This window comes from Bacillota bacterium (assembly GCA_033549065.1).
In the GTDB taxonomy this organism is placed as follows: Bacteria; Bacillota; Dethiobacteria; order DTU022; family DTU022; genus JAWSUE01.
The window spans coordinates 23,456-39,265 of the sequence record JAWSUE010000005.1; the positions used below are offsets into that span (position 1 = coordinate 23,456).

The window sequence follows — 15,810 nt, forward strand, 5'->3', positions numbered from 1 at the left end:
CACCTTTATAAAGTAATTTCGCACAGAAAAGAAAAACTCCTCCTGTGTCAGAGGGACGGGGTACTTGACACGTTTTCTATCTACCGATATATTCAGCAGGGAGGTGTTAAGATGCCGAGACAGGCCAGGAGAAAAAGTAAAAGTGGGATATATCATATTATTATTCGAGGACTTAACAGACAGGTAATTTTCATAGACGAGAAGGATAATCTACGATTTCTCGAGACGTTAAAGCGTTACAAAGAAGAATGCGGTTATAAGCTATATGCATACTGCCTTATGGGTAACCATCTTCACCTGCTGATTCATATAGTTGAAGAACCACTTGAGCAGGTTATGAGGCGGGTCTGTGGAAGTTTTGTGTATTGGTATAACAAGAAATATGATCGAACTGGAAATCTTTTTCAGAACAGATTTAGAAGTGAAGCGGTTGAAGATGATTCATACTTTTTGACCGTGCTTCGGTACATTCATCAAAATCCTTACAAAGCCGGAATTGTAATGGAACATGAAGAATATATATGGAGTAGCTATAACAGTTATCGACATCCTGAAACAAATGAATTAAATCTGATTGATAGGGATTTCCCTCTGAAAATATTTGGAAATAATAATGAAAGGGCATTGAAATATTTTATAGAATTTCACAATCAGCAAGGAAATGATAAATGCCTTGATTTTAAAGATGATATTCGAAAAGGCGATCTTGAAGCAGCAGAAATTATTGAAACCGTATGTGGTGTTAACTGTTCAGGGTATCTGAGAAATTTGGAGAAGAAAAAACGGGATTTGATACTAAGACATTTAAAGAAAGAGCATAACCTGACAATCAGGCAGTTAGAAAAGTTTACCGGGATCAACAGGGGGATTATTCAGAGGGCTTGAGTGTGTCAAGTACCCCGTCCCTCTGACACAAAAGGGGTGGTTTGGCTGTGGGTGATCGGATGAGGGGAATTTCGATCGAGAAGTTGGTGAAATGGGTTTGTGAGGAATATGAAAATGAAAAATCAGTTTTTGGTATTCCTGAGAAACAATTTTTCTACCCAGCCAATCGTAAGAATGACTACAGCTATTGTGGTGAAGCAATAAGCAGTCCTTTAGGTCCTGCTGCTGGGCCGCATACCCAGTTAGCGCAAAACCTCGCGGCTGGTTTTCTTACCGGAGGCAGGGTTTTTGAGTTGAAAACGGTCCAGGTTCTTGACAGGCTCGAGTTTCCCAAACCTTGTATTAATGCCGAAGATGAATGTTATAATACCGAATGGTCCACCGAACTCTCTATTGAAGAAGCCTATGAAGAATATGTTAAAGGTTGGTTTTTGCTGCACATTCTTTCCCAGGAGCTGTTTCAAATCAGCAATCGCACGTTCATGTTCAACTTGAGTGTTGGATATGATCTGGCCGGGATTAAATCGGAAAAAGTTGATCGTTTTATTGAAGGTTTGAAAGATGCATCATCAGTACCGATATTCAGTACTTGTAAAAATGCCTTGATAAAAATGATCAAGCAATTTAGGTTTGTTGATGAAAGATATATTGAAAAAATATCGCCGTTGATCTGCAGTACTATAGCCCTCTCAACCATGCATGGATGTCCCCCACTAGAAATTGAAGCGATCTGCCGTTATCTCATACTTGAAAAGGGTTTACATACCTCGGTGAAATTAAACCCCACACTGTTGGGTTATCAGTATGTTAGAGATACTCTGGATAAGATGGGTTATAGCTATATTGTTTTAAATGAAGATACTTTCAGCCATGATCTGCTGTATGAAGATGCTGTTCCGATGCTGCAGAAGTTGATCAACTTTGCCGGTAAACATGGAAGGAAATTTGGAGTGAAGCTTTCCAATACCCTGCCCGTCCAGATTACCGGCGAGGAACTGCCCGGTGAGCAAATGTATATGTCAGGTAAGCCTCTTTATGCATTGACGATTAATCTTGCTTCGAAATTGGCCGAAGAATTTAAGGGAAATCTAAATATCTCTTTTTCCGGTGGGGCCGATCGCCATAATATATCGGAAATCCTATCAACGGGAATTCGACCGGTTACGATGGTTACAACTTTATTGAAACCAAATGGTTATGCCCGTTTTAAAAGCCTGGCTGAAATTGTTGACGAGCAGAAACCTGAAGAGCTACCCAGTATTGATCTGGACAGGCTAAAGCAAGCAGCAGAAGATTCTATTTCAAACCGGGCTTATCATAAAAAGAGAAACCACCCTGATAAAGTTTATATTAAGTTACCCATTTTTGATTGTAGAGATTCCTGTGGATTATGTGTGGCAGTATGTCCAAACAGAGCGAACTATTCGGTTCGGGTAAACGATCCAACGTTAAAATATGATGAACAGATTCTGCATATAGATGGAATGTGTAACGAATGCGGCAACTGTGCAACCTTCTGTCCGGAAAAAGGAAAACCGTATCTGGAAAAGCTAACTCTATTTTGGAACGAGGAAGATTTCAACAGCAGCAATAACTGTGGGTTTCTTCCAGTGGGAGAAAGTATTTGGGAAAAGGTAAAATTTAGAATAAATGATAAAATATATGAGATCAAATTAAGCAAAGCGGAAGACATAGCTGCAATGTCAGGCGGCACAGCATTACTGGAGATGATCAGGGTAGTACTAAGCGAATACCTTTACCTGCTATAAAATTGTTTTATGTGTTTTTGACTGTATCTTCAGGATGACGTTTCAGATTTAAATTTTAGATGTTGAGGAGGGTTATTATGGGCGATGAGATCAGGTGGATTTTTACCGGTGATATAGGGAAGAAGGAGAGTTTTTGGGGGAAGCCGCTGGATTTAATGGGAGAGATTGCTGTAAAGAATACAAGAAAATTCATTAAAAGCTTTCCTCAATATGAAGTTACACCCCTTCGAAGCCTTGGGAACCTTGCTGCATATACAGGGGTATCGGGTATATATGTTAAAGATGAATCATACCGTTTTGGCTTGAATTCCTTCAAAGTTCTCGGAGGAGGCTATGCTATCGGTCGTTATCTGGCAGATAAAATGGAAATAGATCCGGAAGATCTTACTTTTGAAAAACTTAAATCGGGTGATGTAAGGGATAAACTGGGAGAGATCACTTTCACGTCGGCTACTGACGGAAACCATGGTCGAGGTGTAGCCTGGTCTGCCCGCCAACTGGGACATCGGGCGGTAATCAATATGCCAGAAGGTTCATCACTAATACGGCTGAAGCATATAACCGATACCGGCGCCGAGGGTAATATTACAGATGTTAATTACGATGAGACAGTAAGGATTACTGCGGAAAATGCAAGAAAGCATGGGTGGATAGTTATTCAGGACACTGCATGGGAAGGATATGAAGATATTCCTAACTGGGTTATGCAGGGATATACCGTAATGGCCAAAGAGGCTTTGGAGCAGCTGAATCAACTTGGAGTTGAACGACCTACTCATATTTTTATCCAGGCAGGTGTTGGGTCTTTGGCTGCAGCAGTTATCGGTTATTTTGCTTCGGTATTCGGTAATAAACAGCCTATTTTTGTTGTAGTGGAACCTGATAATGCGGATTGTTTCTATCAATCAGCCCTGGCAGGTGATGGCATACCGAGAAATGTTACGGGTGATTTGACAACAATCATGGCTGGTTTGGCCTGTGGTGAGCCAAATCCATTCGCCTGGAAAATATTATGGAACCTGGTGGATATGTTCATATCCTGTCCTGATTATTGTGCTGCCCTGGGAATGAGGATCCTGGGTAACCCACTGGTAGGAGATGCCCAGATCATCTCAGGCGAATCAGGTGCAGTGACTGCCGGTATTCTGACCGAGCTGTTCAGAAATAATGATATGAAGGAAGCCAGGGAACAGTTGAAGCTGGATCGTGATTCGAAGATTTTATTATTCAGCACAGAAGGAGATACTGATCCGGAAATGTATAGAAAAATTGTATGGGATGGTGCTTATGCTATGCCAAAAATGTGTCAACAACCCCGTCCCCGATACACATTAAATCATCTTGCGGCCGACCCTGCCGGATAAGACCACTAAATCGTAAACCGGGGAGAATGGTGGGGCATAGGACAGGTCGAGCTGAAATATCTGGTCAAGTGTCATTTTTGCCGTAATTGCTGTTGCATATACATCGATTCTTTTTACACTGTCAACCGGGCCAAACATCTGAGCGCCAAGGACACGCCCTTCTTTTTTCTCGGCTACCAGAACTGCGGTTAAGAGTCCTCCACCCGGATAATAGTTAGACTTACTGTTATTGGAGAGTTTGAATTTGAAGGCATCATACCCGTGTTTATCTGCTTCGGCCAAGGTGAGTCCGGTCCGGGCCAGTCCGATATCAAATAGTTTTGTTATTGCTGTCCCGAGAACACCGGGAAAGGTTTCACTTTCCACACCACTGATGTTGACTCCGGCGATAACCCCTTCTTTGTTTGCCTTCAAAGCCAGAGCCACGTAATATGGTTCGCCGGTGATAATATTTTTTGTTTCAGTGCAATCGCCGGCAGCATAGATGTAGGGGTAATTGGTCTGCATCAATTTGTTAACCCTGATTGCGCCCTTGATACCGGTTTCAATCCCGCAGTTTTTGGCCAGAGTGCTCTCAGGCTCAACACCTGTGGCAACGATAACCAGGTCATAGGTGAACTTGTCGTGTTCGGTTTCAACTTCTACCAATCCACCTTTTTCCTTAACTGCAGTAACATGCTGGCTGAGATTTAAGATCACTCCCTGCTTTTCCATCTCCTTCTTGGCGGCGGTGGATAGTTCCTTTTCCAGGTTTCGTGATAAATCCTCCCGGCGGTGAATCAGATGTGTTTCAAGGCCTCTTTCACGCAAAGCTTCAATCATTTCGATGGCTATATATCCGCCCCCGATAACTGCACATTTTTTCGGGTTTTCTTTATCGATAAATCGGCGGATCGATTCTGCATCACCTAAAGTGACAGCGTTATATATCCGCTCTGAAGGGGTATAGTCAATTCCTGTCCTGACCGGTCTGGCGCCTGTGGAGATGAGCAGGAAATCGAAACTTTCAACCGAAGTTCCTGTCGGGGTGTCAACTGAGACTGTTTTAAGCTGCGGGTCGATGGAGAGCACCTTATGCCTGGTTTTTAAATTAACTTTTCGTTTTTGGACAGCCTCCTCCGGAGTGAATGAGATTAATTGATCGAGGTCTTCAACCAAACCCTGTATATAGTAAGGTATCCCGCAGGCTGCATAGGAGATGTAATCCCGTTTCTCAAATACGATTACTTCCCATTCCGGCTGCTGTCTTTTGATCTGGCTGGCTGCGCTCATACCGGCAGCATTACCGCCGATTATTACAACTTTTTTCATCTTCATCTCTCCCGCATATTCAGACGTTTTATACAGGTTGGATTTCTTCACCGGAAGAGGTTTTCCTTCAGGGTGAGTTGGATAAAAGAGATAGTGGCTGTAGTTGAAGTTTGGAGAAAAACATCGATGTAGTTACGATTATTGAGTAGGAACTTGTTTTCTGAGCAGGTTATCGATCCCGATGAGAACGAAGCCGATAATGATGAAGATAACTGAAAGTGCTAAAAGCCAGGCCAGGGCGTCTTTGAAACCGATTTCACCGATATCCATGAAAAAATAGGTATATACTCCGCTGAAAGCTCCCTGCGAAACCGTAATAATCCAGTAGAGAAGGGGGTAAATAACCCAATACTTGATATCAAAAAATTTCATCAGGCCTTTCTGGTCAAACAGAAGCCAGTCGAGAACAAAACCTAGAGGCGCGATGGTATGGGTAAGGTGATCCTTGAAGGCCAGGCCTTCTTTGAAAAATTCAGTGTAATGAGGTACAAGAACAATATGGAATACAAGACCGGTTACCAGGATACAGAGCATGACACTGCCTCTGACAATTGCGGAGAATCTGGTAAAACGGGGAATCATTATAAAATAGAAGGTTGTCATGGCAACCAGAATATTGCTTTGAATTGAAAAGTAAGAAATGGGGAAGAGATCTTCTTCGACAATAGGTTCAACAAAGGACATGTAGATCCCGTAAAGAACCAGGGCAAGAAATAGCAGTTTATAGATTACTGACACCGGACGGCTGCTTATATACATCTGCTTCCTCTCTTTGAGTCCAGTTTTCCAAGTTCATTCCATTTTACAATATATATTGGATGAGTGGTTATTAATTTTCTACTATTATTGTTATTTGTCGCAGATTATTTAAAATAGCATTTTCAGGTTGGGTTTATATGAAAATAGTTAAATAAAGGGAAATGAGGCTGTTGCGTATAATTAATTGCACAATAAATGAGATCTTCTGGACTGGAAAGGATGGTTTATATGGATCGCGTTAAATTACAGCAATTAAGCGGCTGGATGGGCTTTGTGGGCATCATAACGATAATCGGCGGTGTTTTATCGGCAATTGCCGGGGTATTTGCCTTTGTTGTCGGAGCTATCCCCGGTATAATCGCTATTATTTTAGGGATTAAATTGCGCAGTGCCAAGCAGTATGCTGATGCCATGCTGGCCGAAACTGTGTCGGAAGAATACTCGGCTAATTTCAATCAGTTTGTCGGAAATCTGAGTTCATATTTTAAAATTCAGGGGATCTTGATTATTGTCAGCCTGATACTGGGTTTACTGGCCGCACTTTTAAGTATTCTGGCTTTTATTCCTTACAGGGTGGAAACCTTTTTCTAAAATAATATTTTGCAGGTTATTTTTATTGGGGGAGGGCTAAGATGGCCAGAGATTCATTTACTTATGCAGATGGTTCGAAGTATGAAGATGAAATGAAAAAAGGCCTGGTTGCGAAAAGTGTTCTGGCCTGGCTGGTATTCTTTGGAGTGATGCAGCCATCATAATGATCAGGCGTAAAAGGATTCCAAGAATGCTCTATTCAATAACCGGCATTTTGTTATTTGCGTTAACAATGTTGGTTGTGCTCAGTATATCTGCAGCGGCGTTGGAAAAGCTTCCGGTGCTCACCAGGGAAGAGTTCGATCTTTGGCCTGAACTGCCTGAATATACGATCTTTAATCCCTTCCCCGGTAAAGGAGGAAACTGCACCTGGTATGCTCACGGGCGAATGATGCAGCTGGGTTACAGCAAGTATGCTCTGGACAGCATGCGATTCAATGCCAATACCTGGGCCGGGGCGGCAGACAGGGGGGCTTATGTTACTGATAGTCCACAGGTCGGTTCGATTGCTTTTTGGGACAGTTATCAGTTTTACGGCAGTGCGCTGGGGCATGTCGGCGTGGTGGAAGAAGTGAAGGAAAATGGCTCAATTTTGATTAGTGATTCGAGCAGCAGCGGCAGCGCGTACCGGACATTTTCTGTAAGTCCCGGTGATAGCAGGTGGCCCACTTCATTTATTGTCGTTCCTGAAGGACCCGAAAAGTCTCTCCTCTTTTCCCCGGGGACGATGGTAAGAACAACTGCTTACAGCCTGAATTTCCGCCAGGAAGGGATAAATCAACCATCACTTCTACTGCCGAAGGATTCCTTAATTATAATAAAAGATCATGTTAGCAATGGTATTTATGCTTCTCGCCCGGGCAGCACTTCATCATATTACTACTGGTGGTACGGAACTACGGAATTTGAAGGTGAGATCAGGCACGGTTGGGTGGCAGAAGAATACCTGGAAGCTTCAGGTTTTAATGAACCTGCGCCTTCACCTGCACCTAACCCAACACCTGTTCCGGTATACATTTATGGAGATGTGAGTGGAGATGGCACGATAGATGTCCGGGATGTGGCTTTGATCATGCAGTATAATCTAAATTTAACTTTGCTGGATAATGATCAAAAAATTGCTGCTGACGTAAACGGTGACGGGAAGATAGATGTCAGAGATGTCGCATTGATCATGCGGTATGCCTTAGGGTTGATTGAAGCCCTGGCTGATTGATCAGGTAATGATCAGGGCAATAGCGATTATACAGAGAAACACCCCAAACTTCTGGGTGCGGCTGACCCTCTCCTTCAGGATAATTACTGCCAGCAGAACAGTTACAGCCGGATAGGTGCAGGCCAGCACAGCGGCTATATCAACACGGGTCAGAGTAGTAGCCGTGAGGTAGAAAATATTGCTCAGCACATCCAGAAAGCCGGCTAAGAGAGCATACGGATTGGCTTTAACCGGGGGGAAGGGCATCCTTTTTACTGCGAGAAATATTAAAGCTACTGCGGCCGCTGAGAGTTTCCCGAATGCGAGCGGGGTGTAGAGATAACCCGGTTCTATCTGGGCGATGAAAATAAAAAATCCTCCAAAGCCAAGTCCGGACAGGATTCCAGGTAACAGGCCCCTGTAGCTCTCTTCTCCTTCCACGAAAAGGATTTTTGTTGTCAGCCAGATCCCCAGGGCGGCGATAATAAAGCCGAGCAGGGTTAATGGATCAGGCAGGCCGGCAACGAAAGCAGTGAAAATAACCGGCGCTGCAGCCGCCACTACACCGGAAGCTGAAGAGGCGATAGCCGCCCTGCCGATTGCCAGTGCATAATAAAGCATGGCCAGTCCCAGCGCTCCGAATGCCCCGGCCAGGGCAGCAAAGATAATGCTTCTCATTGAAGGCAAGCCGTCTCTTAAAAGTAACGCCAGCGCCGTAAGAATGATGGTTCCGGTAAGAGAGGATAGCCAGAGAACCTGGAACTGATTGTATTTCCGGGTAGCGAAACCTCCGCTGAAGTCAGCTCCACCGGCCATGGCAGAGGCAATTAAAGCGCTTAAGGCGCCGATCAAATGTGAGGGCAAATTATTTTACTCCTTTTCGATCAATCAGGGTCAGGTGAGATATCCGGTTCTACCTGGTAAGCATCAGCCAGGCGGTTTGTTCCGTTAAAAACGTCAACAACAAACATAATCTCCGATACAGCTTCATTATCCAGTCCAAGCCGCTTCACGGCGGCGGAGTGGGAGTGTATTCAGTATGTGCAGCCGTTTGTTGCCGAAACGGCCAGGGCAATAATCTCCTTGGTTAACCTGTCCAGCTTGCCCGGCTGGGTTGCCAGTTTTAGCTTGTTCCATGTCGCTTCCAGGTGGTCCGGGTTGATGGCAAGAGCCTGCCAGAAGTTTGATATGTAGTCCGTTTCCCTTGTTTTCTTGATATCATCGAAAACTTCTCTTACCTTGCCTGTTGCATCTGCATCCGAAACAGTGCGGAAAAGAGCCATTTAAAATCCTCCTTAGTTTATATATAGTTTATTATTACCTAAAACATTACTTTGACACAAGTAAACCTATCCCGATCCAGATTGTCCAGATACCACCAATCAGGGCGGCTAGTATGATGACAATCCCTAATGCCTTCGCAAAATTCACAGACATAACTCCTCGCCACTGAGGACGAAGGATTAACATTGGTGCTGTCATGTAGATATAGAGGGCAAATGGAATTGTGAGCAAGAGAATAATACCAAGAACAATAAAAATATAAGAAAACCAGGCCATTTTTTTCCCTCCCTTATTTATTTATACACGAATTTCCGGATAAGTTAAATGAAGCCGGGTTATTTTATGAAAATAAGCTTTGAAGTATAATAGAAACATGGAACTTCTTTCACCGGCCGGAAATCTTGAAAAACTGAAAGCAGCAGTTCGCTTCGGGGCTGATGCAGTTTACTGTGGCGCCGGTGCTTTTTCCCTGAGGGCACCGGAAACCTCGTTTTCACTGGATGAACTTGCTGAAGGGATTTCTTATGCCCGTCGACATGGCAGCCGGGTCTATCTGGCAATGAATATTTTTGCCTTCGACGAAGATTTCGAAGAGATGATCGACTATTTCAAGCAGGCAGTGGATTTGGGAATAGATGCAGTAATTGTTTCCGATCCCGGCATGCTTTCGTTGGTCCGGGATATGAAATCCGGGGTAAAGATTCATTTGAGTACCCAGGCCAATACAATGAATAGCGAAAGTGTGAAGTTTTGGAGAAACCAGGGAGTAGACAGGATTATTTTAGCCCGGGAACTCAGCCTGGATCAGATCAGCTGGATCAGGAAGAGTGTTCCCGGTATTGAGCTGGAAGTTTTTGTCCACGGGGCAATGTGCATGGCTTTCTCGGGTCGATGCCTGCTGTCGAAGTTTTTGAATGATCGCTCCGCGAACAGGGGGCTTTGCACACAGCCCTGCCGCTGGGAATATAATATGCGGGAAGTAAACCGTTCTGAAGATTTAACAATCATTGAGGAAGCGGGAGGTACGTTCATTTTAAATTCAAAAGATCTCTGCATGATCGAACATATCCCTGAGCTTGTTTCCTCCGGTGTAGACAGTATCAAAATTGAGGGTCGGATGAAGACTGTATACTATGTTGCGGCCACCACCAGGATTTACCGGGCAGCCTTGAATGAATACAGCCGTTTGGGAGAAGCCTTCAGTTTTAACCCGCAGTGGCTGGATGAACTTGAAAAGGTTTCTCACCGGCCGTACACAACCGGATTTTTTATGCCTGATCGGGAAGATGATACTGAATATACGAAGGATTCATCATATATCAGGGGTTATGATTTTGTCGGTATGGTCGAACAGCATATCCCTGAAAAGAATCTAATGCGTATTAAAGCGAGAAACAGGTTTTCGGCAGGAGACATGCTGGAAATTCTGGATCCTGAAAAAAGTGAAGTTATTCTGATTAAAGTTGGTCGTATAAGTGATACAGAAACAGGGGGAGTTCTGGAGGCGGCACATAATAGCTACCGGGTAGATATAAACCTTGCAAACAACCTGAGCACTCATGTAAGCAGTGATTCAATTATCAGGAGAAAGAGCGATAATTAATTAATATATCTTTCGGCTAGTTTATCCAATCTGTAATACTCATATGCACAAGTTATTTCAAACCCGCTTTTCTTATACAGAGTTAAAGCATTCTCATTTTTGCTTTCCACCTCGATTTCAATTGTTGAAAAGCCTCTTACTGTCAAATCTTTGATAATTAGCGTTAGAAGTTCTTTCCCGAATCCTTTACCCTGAAACTCCGGCATGATCCCCAAACCGTAAATTGAAGCCTTTGGCCTTTCAAAGTATGCCGAGCCGAGGCCGATCCTATTCCCCTCATATTCGGTACAATATTGACGGCGGCTGTCTAGATAAAAAATATTGTTCAAGATTGCTTTTGTTTCTTCATAATTATCATTGAAAATTGCCTCCCATATTTTATTTGTCTAGTTCAGATAGGGACGTGCTTTGTAATCTTCGCATTCGGCTTTCCTGGCATCTTTTTTAATCCGGTAATTCATATACCAGGTAATCAAACGGCGCATCAGTGGTGGAAAGGTAAAGGTCAGAAGTTCCTGACTTTTTCCGGGTATCGGTTCCCCTGCCAGTATTGCTTCTACCGCCAGCTGGAATCCTTCGATGAATCGTTGACCTTTCGTACCCAGGTCTTCTAAGTTTGCACCGTTAATCATTGGCCCACCGCCAAAAGCTATTCCTCCGCTCCAGGCCATGCCTGTTTGCCGGGCGAAATAATGGCAGTTTTCCAGTAGGGGCTGGAGGCGTGTTTGATCGGGAAAACCACACTGTCCTACTGCGAAGAATGTTTTCCCCTCGAGTACGTTTTTGTATTCATCAGCCAGTTTTTCCAACAGCCATATATCTGAGTAGGGTAAAGTATCGGAATAAACAGGAGCAATCAATCCCAGAATATCGCAGTCCGCTATTTTTTTAACCAGGATCTGCAGGTCTGTTTTACCATTAAAAAACGGTAAAAGATGGAGTATTTCAGCCTGGTGACCGGATCTTTCAGCAAGCTGTTTTATGGTCCGGGCAAAAGAGTATGATGTACCGGATTTGCGGGGGCTTCCATTGATCAGAATTATATTTTTCAAACCCGCATTGCTATTATTCATTTCTGCCACCTCTCTGAAGATTGTTGTGGAACCATTCTTTTATGCCAGCTGCGGATAGATCCGGTTCAGTAACCAGGGCAAGGTGGGATGACTGCAGGTTATGGGCATTATGGGCCACCAGCTTCTTAAAACTTTCGACCTCATCTTCCGGTAAGTTGCCGGCCAAACCGATGCCGATCAACATCTTGGGTCCATATCGTGAAGGGTGAACCATCGTGCACATCATCTTCGAATACACAACGGCCGGGGCTTTTATAAGCGCAGGATCCGCAACTTATACAGTGCTTGATATCCAGGTCTTCCAATCGAAACATCTGAAAATCTTCGGATTCCGGTAAGCCATTTTTTATGCCATCAATCAAATTATCTTCATACAAACTAATTTCTTTGGCTGTAAGGCCATTTAAAACAACTGTAGACATTTTTACCTCCTCATGCCAAAGATCAATAAATATTTTTTCAAAACCAACACTCCTAATCTTTTAAAGCTCCTATGTTATGTGCTATATAATTATAGAGTCGCTGCCGGGGTTATTAGAGCAGCCCAAAAATTCTTGCCACAACCGGTATCCAGGCTGCAGTAACCAGCACCCAAACAATGGTGGTTAGAGAACCGCTAACAAACATATCCCTTATTGAATAGTAGCCCTGCGAGTAAGTAATCAGTGGGACTGCATCAAGGGGGACCAGGAGGCATGCTCCTCCCAAAAATGCCAGTGGAATAAATAAGATAACGGGATTTATATTTATTAAAAGTGCCAGGCTATATAATGGTGCGACAAGGATTGTAATTATCGCCGGGGCAATCGGTATGGGCAATTTTAGAAGGGCAACGAAGAGGCCGATAACTACCAGCAGCATGAAAAGATCCAGGGTAACAAGCCTGTGTATAAAAAGGTTTACCAGCCAATCGCCTAATTCAGCTTTAATCGCTGCCTGACCGATTGAAATTACTCCACCCATCATAATTATGGCGTTCCAGCTGACATCACATGAAAACTCTTCCCACTCGAGAATTTTTATACCTGGCATGAAAAGCAAAATCATGCCGGCGACAGCAATTAAAGTTAGATTAAGCATTGGCACCCACGAACTGGCAACCCAGAGGATTATTACAGCTGAAATAATTACTAATAATTTCTTCTCCTGTATATCCATTTTGCGCGGAATCTCGTCATTCATAAGAAAATCAGTTATTATACTTTTATCTAGATCTGCCGGTTTAAACAACCTGTTCAAAATCAACCAGCAAACCGGCAAAAGAACTATTGTTACCGGGATGCCAAAAACCATCCATTCCAGAAAACTGACTGTTATACCGGAATGTTCTTCTAACAAGCTGAGGGTCAGGATATTTATTGAACTTCCGACGGGGGTCATGATCCCACCGATCATGCCGGCAAAAGGAATAGATATCATTATCACTTTTCCAAAATCAGCTTTACTCTGTTTGTCTCTCATTTTAGCCAGCAATCCCAGGGCCAGACCCATAAAAAGTGACGTAACAGGAACATTTGACATGATAGATGATAGGAGTGCCGTGGCAATCATGAAAACCAGGAGTATTTTGCTTGCACTGTTTCCTGATTTCTTGAGTAAACTTCTGATTAATCGCTGAGCAAGAGGAGTTTTAATTATGGCAAAGGAAATAGCAAAGGAGGCCAATACAAAAAAGATAACCGGGTTGGCAAAGTTTGCAAATGCCTCGCCCAGGGTGTTTACTCCGAATAGTGGTTGCAGGATCATTACCAGTAGGGCTGTTACCGAGAGTGGGACAACTTCGAGAATCCAAAATATTAATCCGATCAACAATATTCCCAGGGTTCTCTGGGCGATCTCTGTCAGACCAAACATAGGAGGGGCGAGTGCAGTAAATACCAGAACTATTGATGCGAGTAAAATACCTGTAAACATTTTTGTATTCATATTTACGCTCCTAACATTTGGATAGTAGATATCGATCAGTTTTATCTATATGATGGTCAAATGAACTTGATAATTTAAAAGTTACCCGGGCTGTGTAACCCGGGTACTTTATTTACCGGATACTATTATTGGTCCAATTTGATTTTACGGCTAATTGGTGTTGATTATTTATTCACCAGTTTTTCTGCTTCTTTATGAAGTCCCAGTTCTTTAAGTCTGGCAGCGGTGGGTGTTCCATCTTTATCCCATCCCCTGACCTCATAATATTCATCGAGCATTTTATTTAAATCCTCGCGGCTGATTAGCTGCCCCTTTGAGTTGCCTTCGGGGATGGGCTCACTAAGTATTCTTTCCGGAAAAGTATCATCCTTACGGTTTAATCCTGCTAATATGTTAAATACCCTGGCTACATTGGTGATTCTCTCTCCGACTTTTAGGACCTCATCAGGTGATAGTTCTATTCCAGTCAGCGCTTTTAGCAGGTTTGCAGTATTATCGGCAGCATCTAAAATAAAGGCCTGCCCGAGGAAGAAGCTGCACATCGGTGCACTGTCACAGGTGGAGGCAGTTATATCCTGGTTATATACCGTTTCCCTGCCTTTGCCTTCAATGGCAAAGCGATCTACCGGGGCAGGAACGGGTATGCCAAATATTTCGTGGTTCGAATAACCACGGTTATGATCTGCACCTGTGTATGAAGTGGCATAATTTAAACCATGTGCTTTGGCTCCGCGAATGTCGTATGCCGGCATCTCCAATCCCTTTACATGCATGGCAATTTTTTCTGAGCCTTTGCCTATTTTTTCAGCGGCGATCCTGACTCCGTTTGTCAAAAGGGCTCCAAAGCCTCGACGGTAAGCCATATCGATCAAGAGGTCCATCATTGCTTTATCGTTACCAAACCTGAGATCTATCCCACCGGTATCCTCTTTGGTCAGAAGGCCTTTTTCATAAAGTTCCATAGCCCAGCCAATCGTAACTCCGGCGGAGATAGAGTCGAGACCCAGTTCATCACAGAGGCGGTCTCCTGCAATGACTGCATCAAAGCTGTCGATGCCTACGGTTCCTCCCAGGGAATAAACCGTTTCGTATTCCGGACCTTCCGTCATTATACCGGCATAGTTACCCTCGCGGGCAATACTCATCTGGCTGCAGCCAACAGGACAGTTGTAACAGCGATGACGACCTATTTTCATTTCTTCAGCAGCATCCAAACCAAGTTTGTCGAAAGGATCCCACGCACCGGTAGCAGACCAGTTTTTGGTGGCAAATATGCCCATTTCAGAAGTTACTGCGTAAGCCAGGGGTGTGCCGAACTTGGAAAATTTAGGGTAGGTCACTTCACTGTCTCGCAGGGCTTTTCTCATGCTGGCCAGCGCTTTTTCGTATGCTTCCGGATCAGCAATGCCAATTTCATTGCTGCCACGTATTGCAATTGCTTTCAGGTTTTTTGAGCCCATGACCGCACCCATCCCTTTCCGGCCGAGTGCCCTGCGTTCGTTAATTATACAGGCCATATTGGATAGATTTTCACCAGCTGGTCCGATTGCCGCGACACGAATATTTTGGTCGCGCAGATCATCCTTGATGATCTGCTGGCAGTCAAATGTTCTCGTATTCCAAACTTTATCAGCCGGGCGGAAGATAATTTTATCGTTGTTGATCCAAAGGTAGCTGGGTTTTTCTGATTTACCTTCTATTATTATTGTATCGTAACCGGCTAATTTCATTTCTGCAGGGAAATATCCCCCGGAAAGAGCCATTCCCACGGCTCCGGTTAATGGAGATTTAGCAGTTACTGTCATCCGACTGGCGCAGGGAATTGTAGTGCCACAAAATGGACCGGAGGAGAAAATCAACTTATTGTCGGGACCCAATGGATCTGTGTCAGGCGACACTTCATCAAGTAGAGTTTTTATACCAAAACCGGCACCGCCGATAAAATTCCGGGCCATATCTTCAGATGTCGGTTCAAATGAATATGTTTGATTACTCAGGTTGATTCGTAGTGTCTTTCCTGTATATCCGCCTTTAAACATCATATCACTCC

The 15,810-nt window shown here is 43.8% G+C and carries 17 protein-coding genes; 7 read left to right on the forward strand and 10 right to left on the reverse strand.

What is annotated here, in order from left to right:
- Nucleotides 1-111: 111 nt before the first annotated feature.
- From SCJ97_04370 to dpaL, 3 genes are all read left to right on the forward strand, one after another.
- On the forward strand, nucleotides 112-885 hold the full coding sequence (locus SCJ97_04370; GenBank protein MDW7739276.1) for a transposase: 774 nt from the start codon (nucleotides 112-114) through the stop codon (nucleotides 883-885).
- A gap of 47 nt (nucleotides 886-932) precedes the next feature.
- Nucleotides 933-2,654, forward strand: coding sequence for a selenate reductase (locus tag SCJ97_04375; protein MDW7739277.1), 1,722 nt, complete (start codon nucleotides 933-935; stop codon nucleotides 2,652-2,654).
- Between the two features lie 77 nt (nucleotides 2,655-2,731).
- Nucleotides 2,732-4,018 carry a diaminopropionate ammonia-lyase gene (gene dpaL / locus SCJ97_04380; GenBank protein ID MDW7739278.1) on the forward strand — a complete coding sequence of 429 codons (1,287 nt, stop codon included), beginning with the start codon at nucleotides 2,732-2,734 and terminating at the stop codon, nucleotides 4,016-4,018.
- Here the strand turns inward: dpaL and SCJ97_04385 are convergent.
- Both SCJ97_04385 and SCJ97_04390 read right to left on the reverse strand, forming a co-directional pair.
- Nucleotides 3,986-5,329 (reverse strand): FAD-dependent oxidoreductase, encoded by a 1,344-nt coding sequence (locus SCJ97_04385; protein MDW7739279.1) that lies wholly within the window; start codon nucleotides 5,327-5,329, stop codon nucleotides 3,986-3,988. The two genes, dpaL and SCJ97_04385, sit on opposite strands and share 33 nt — an antisense overlap.
- Before the next feature lie 138 nt (nucleotides 5,330-5,467).
- Complete coding sequence (locus tag SCJ97_04390) at nucleotides 5,468-6,088, reverse strand: Pr6Pr family membrane protein (protein ID MDW7739280.1); 621 nt, start codon at nucleotides 6,086-6,088, stop codon at nucleotides 5,468-5,470.
- 195 nt (nucleotides 6,089-6,283) lie between these two features.
- Between SCJ97_04390 and SCJ97_04395 the strand changes: the two genes are divergently transcribed.
- From SCJ97_04395 to SCJ97_04405, 3 genes are read left to right on the forward strand one after another with little or no spacing between them, the layout of a single operon-like run.
- On the forward strand, nucleotides 6,284-6,679 hold the full coding sequence (locus tag SCJ97_04395; GenBank protein ID MDW7739281.1) for a DUF5362 family protein: 396 nt from the start codon (nucleotides 6,284-6,286) through the stop codon (nucleotides 6,677-6,679).
- Between the two features lie 41 nt (nucleotides 6,680-6,720).
- Nucleotides 6,721-6,843: a hypothetical protein gene (locus SCJ97_04400; GenBank protein ID MDW7739282.1), complete on the forward strand. Its 123-nt coding sequence runs from the start codon at nucleotides 6,721-6,723 to the stop codon at nucleotides 6,841-6,843.
- Nucleotides 6,843-7,895 carry a CHAP domain-containing protein gene (locus tag SCJ97_04405; GenBank protein ID MDW7739283.1) on the forward strand — a complete coding sequence of 351 codons (1,053 nt, stop codon included), beginning with the start codon at nucleotides 6,843-6,845 and terminating at the stop codon, nucleotides 7,893-7,895. Before SCJ97_04400 ends, SCJ97_04405 begins: the two co-directional genes overlap by 1 nt.
- Here SCJ97_04405 and SCJ97_04410 read toward each other — a convergent pair whose 3' ends face one another.
- Genes SCJ97_04410 through SCJ97_04420 form a run of 3 tightly spaced genes read right to left on the reverse strand, consistent with a single transcriptional unit; the run spans nucleotide 7,896 to nucleotide 9,434 of the window.
- Nucleotides 7,896-8,738 carry an EamA family transporter gene (locus tag SCJ97_04410; GenBank protein ID MDW7739284.1) on the reverse strand — a complete coding sequence of 281 codons (843 nt, stop codon included), beginning with the start codon at nucleotides 8,736-8,738 and terminating at the stop codon, nucleotides 7,896-7,898. It lies immediately after the preceding gene.
- A gap of 20 nt (nucleotides 8,739-8,758) precedes the next feature.
- Nucleotides 8,759-9,157, reverse strand: a complete 399-nt coding sequence (locus SCJ97_04415) for a carboxymuconolactone decarboxylase family protein (GenBank protein MDW7739285.1) — start codon at nucleotides 9,155-9,157, stop codon at nucleotides 8,759-8,761.
- A 46-nt stretch (nucleotides 9,158-9,203) separates the two neighbouring features.
- Nucleotides 9,204-9,434: a hypothetical protein gene (locus SCJ97_04420; GenBank protein MDW7739286.1), complete on the reverse strand. Its 231-nt coding sequence runs from the start codon at nucleotides 9,432-9,434 to the stop codon at nucleotides 9,204-9,206.
- 79 nt (nucleotides 9,435-9,513) lie between these two features.
- Here SCJ97_04420 and SCJ97_04425 point away from each other — a divergent pair, with 79 nt between their 5' ends.
- The gene (locus tag SCJ97_04425) at nucleotides 9,514-10,761 is read left to right on the forward strand and encodes a U32 family peptidase (GenBank protein ID MDW7739287.1); all 1,248 of its coding nucleotides are present in this window, start codon (nucleotides 9,514-9,516) and stop codon (nucleotides 10,759-10,761) included.
- Here SCJ97_04425 and SCJ97_04430 read toward each other — a convergent pair.
- The 5 genes from SCJ97_04430 to SCJ97_04450 all read right to left on the reverse strand — a co-directional run bounded on the left by SCJ97_04430 (nucleotide 10,758) and on the right by SCJ97_04450 (nucleotide 15,799).
- Nucleotides 10,758-11,138 (reverse strand): GNAT family N-acetyltransferase, encoded by a 381-nt coding sequence (locus SCJ97_04430; GenBank protein ID MDW7739288.1) that lies wholly within the window; start codon nucleotides 11,136-11,138, stop codon nucleotides 10,758-10,760. The genes SCJ97_04425 and SCJ97_04430 overlap by 4 nt on opposite strands.
- 9 nt (nucleotides 11,139-11,147) lie before the next feature.
- Nucleotides 11,148-11,834: an NAD(P)H-dependent oxidoreductase gene (locus SCJ97_04435; protein MDW7739289.1), complete on the reverse strand. Its 687-nt coding sequence runs from the start codon at nucleotides 11,832-11,834 to the stop codon at nucleotides 11,148-11,150.
- Nucleotides 11,827-12,057 carry a hypothetical protein gene (locus SCJ97_04440; GenBank protein ID MDW7739290.1) on the reverse strand — a complete coding sequence of 77 codons (231 nt, stop codon included), beginning with the start codon at nucleotides 12,055-12,057 and terminating at the stop codon, nucleotides 11,827-11,829. The genes SCJ97_04435 and SCJ97_04440 overlap by 8 nt, the downstream gene beginning before the upstream one ends.
- Nucleotides 12,058-12,368: 311 nt before the next feature.
- Nucleotides 12,369-13,760: a DASS family sodium-coupled anion symporter gene (locus SCJ97_04445; protein MDW7739291.1), complete on the reverse strand. Its 1,392-nt coding sequence runs from the start codon at nucleotides 13,758-13,760 to the stop codon at nucleotides 12,369-12,371.
- 164 nt (nucleotides 13,761-13,924) lie between these two features.
- A complete protein-coding gene (locus tag SCJ97_04450) occupies nucleotides 13,925-15,799 on the reverse strand; it encodes an aldehyde ferredoxin oxidoreductase family protein (GenBank protein MDW7739292.1) in 1,875 nt (624 codons plus the stop codon).
- Nucleotides 15,800-15,810: the final 11 nt, after the last annotated feature.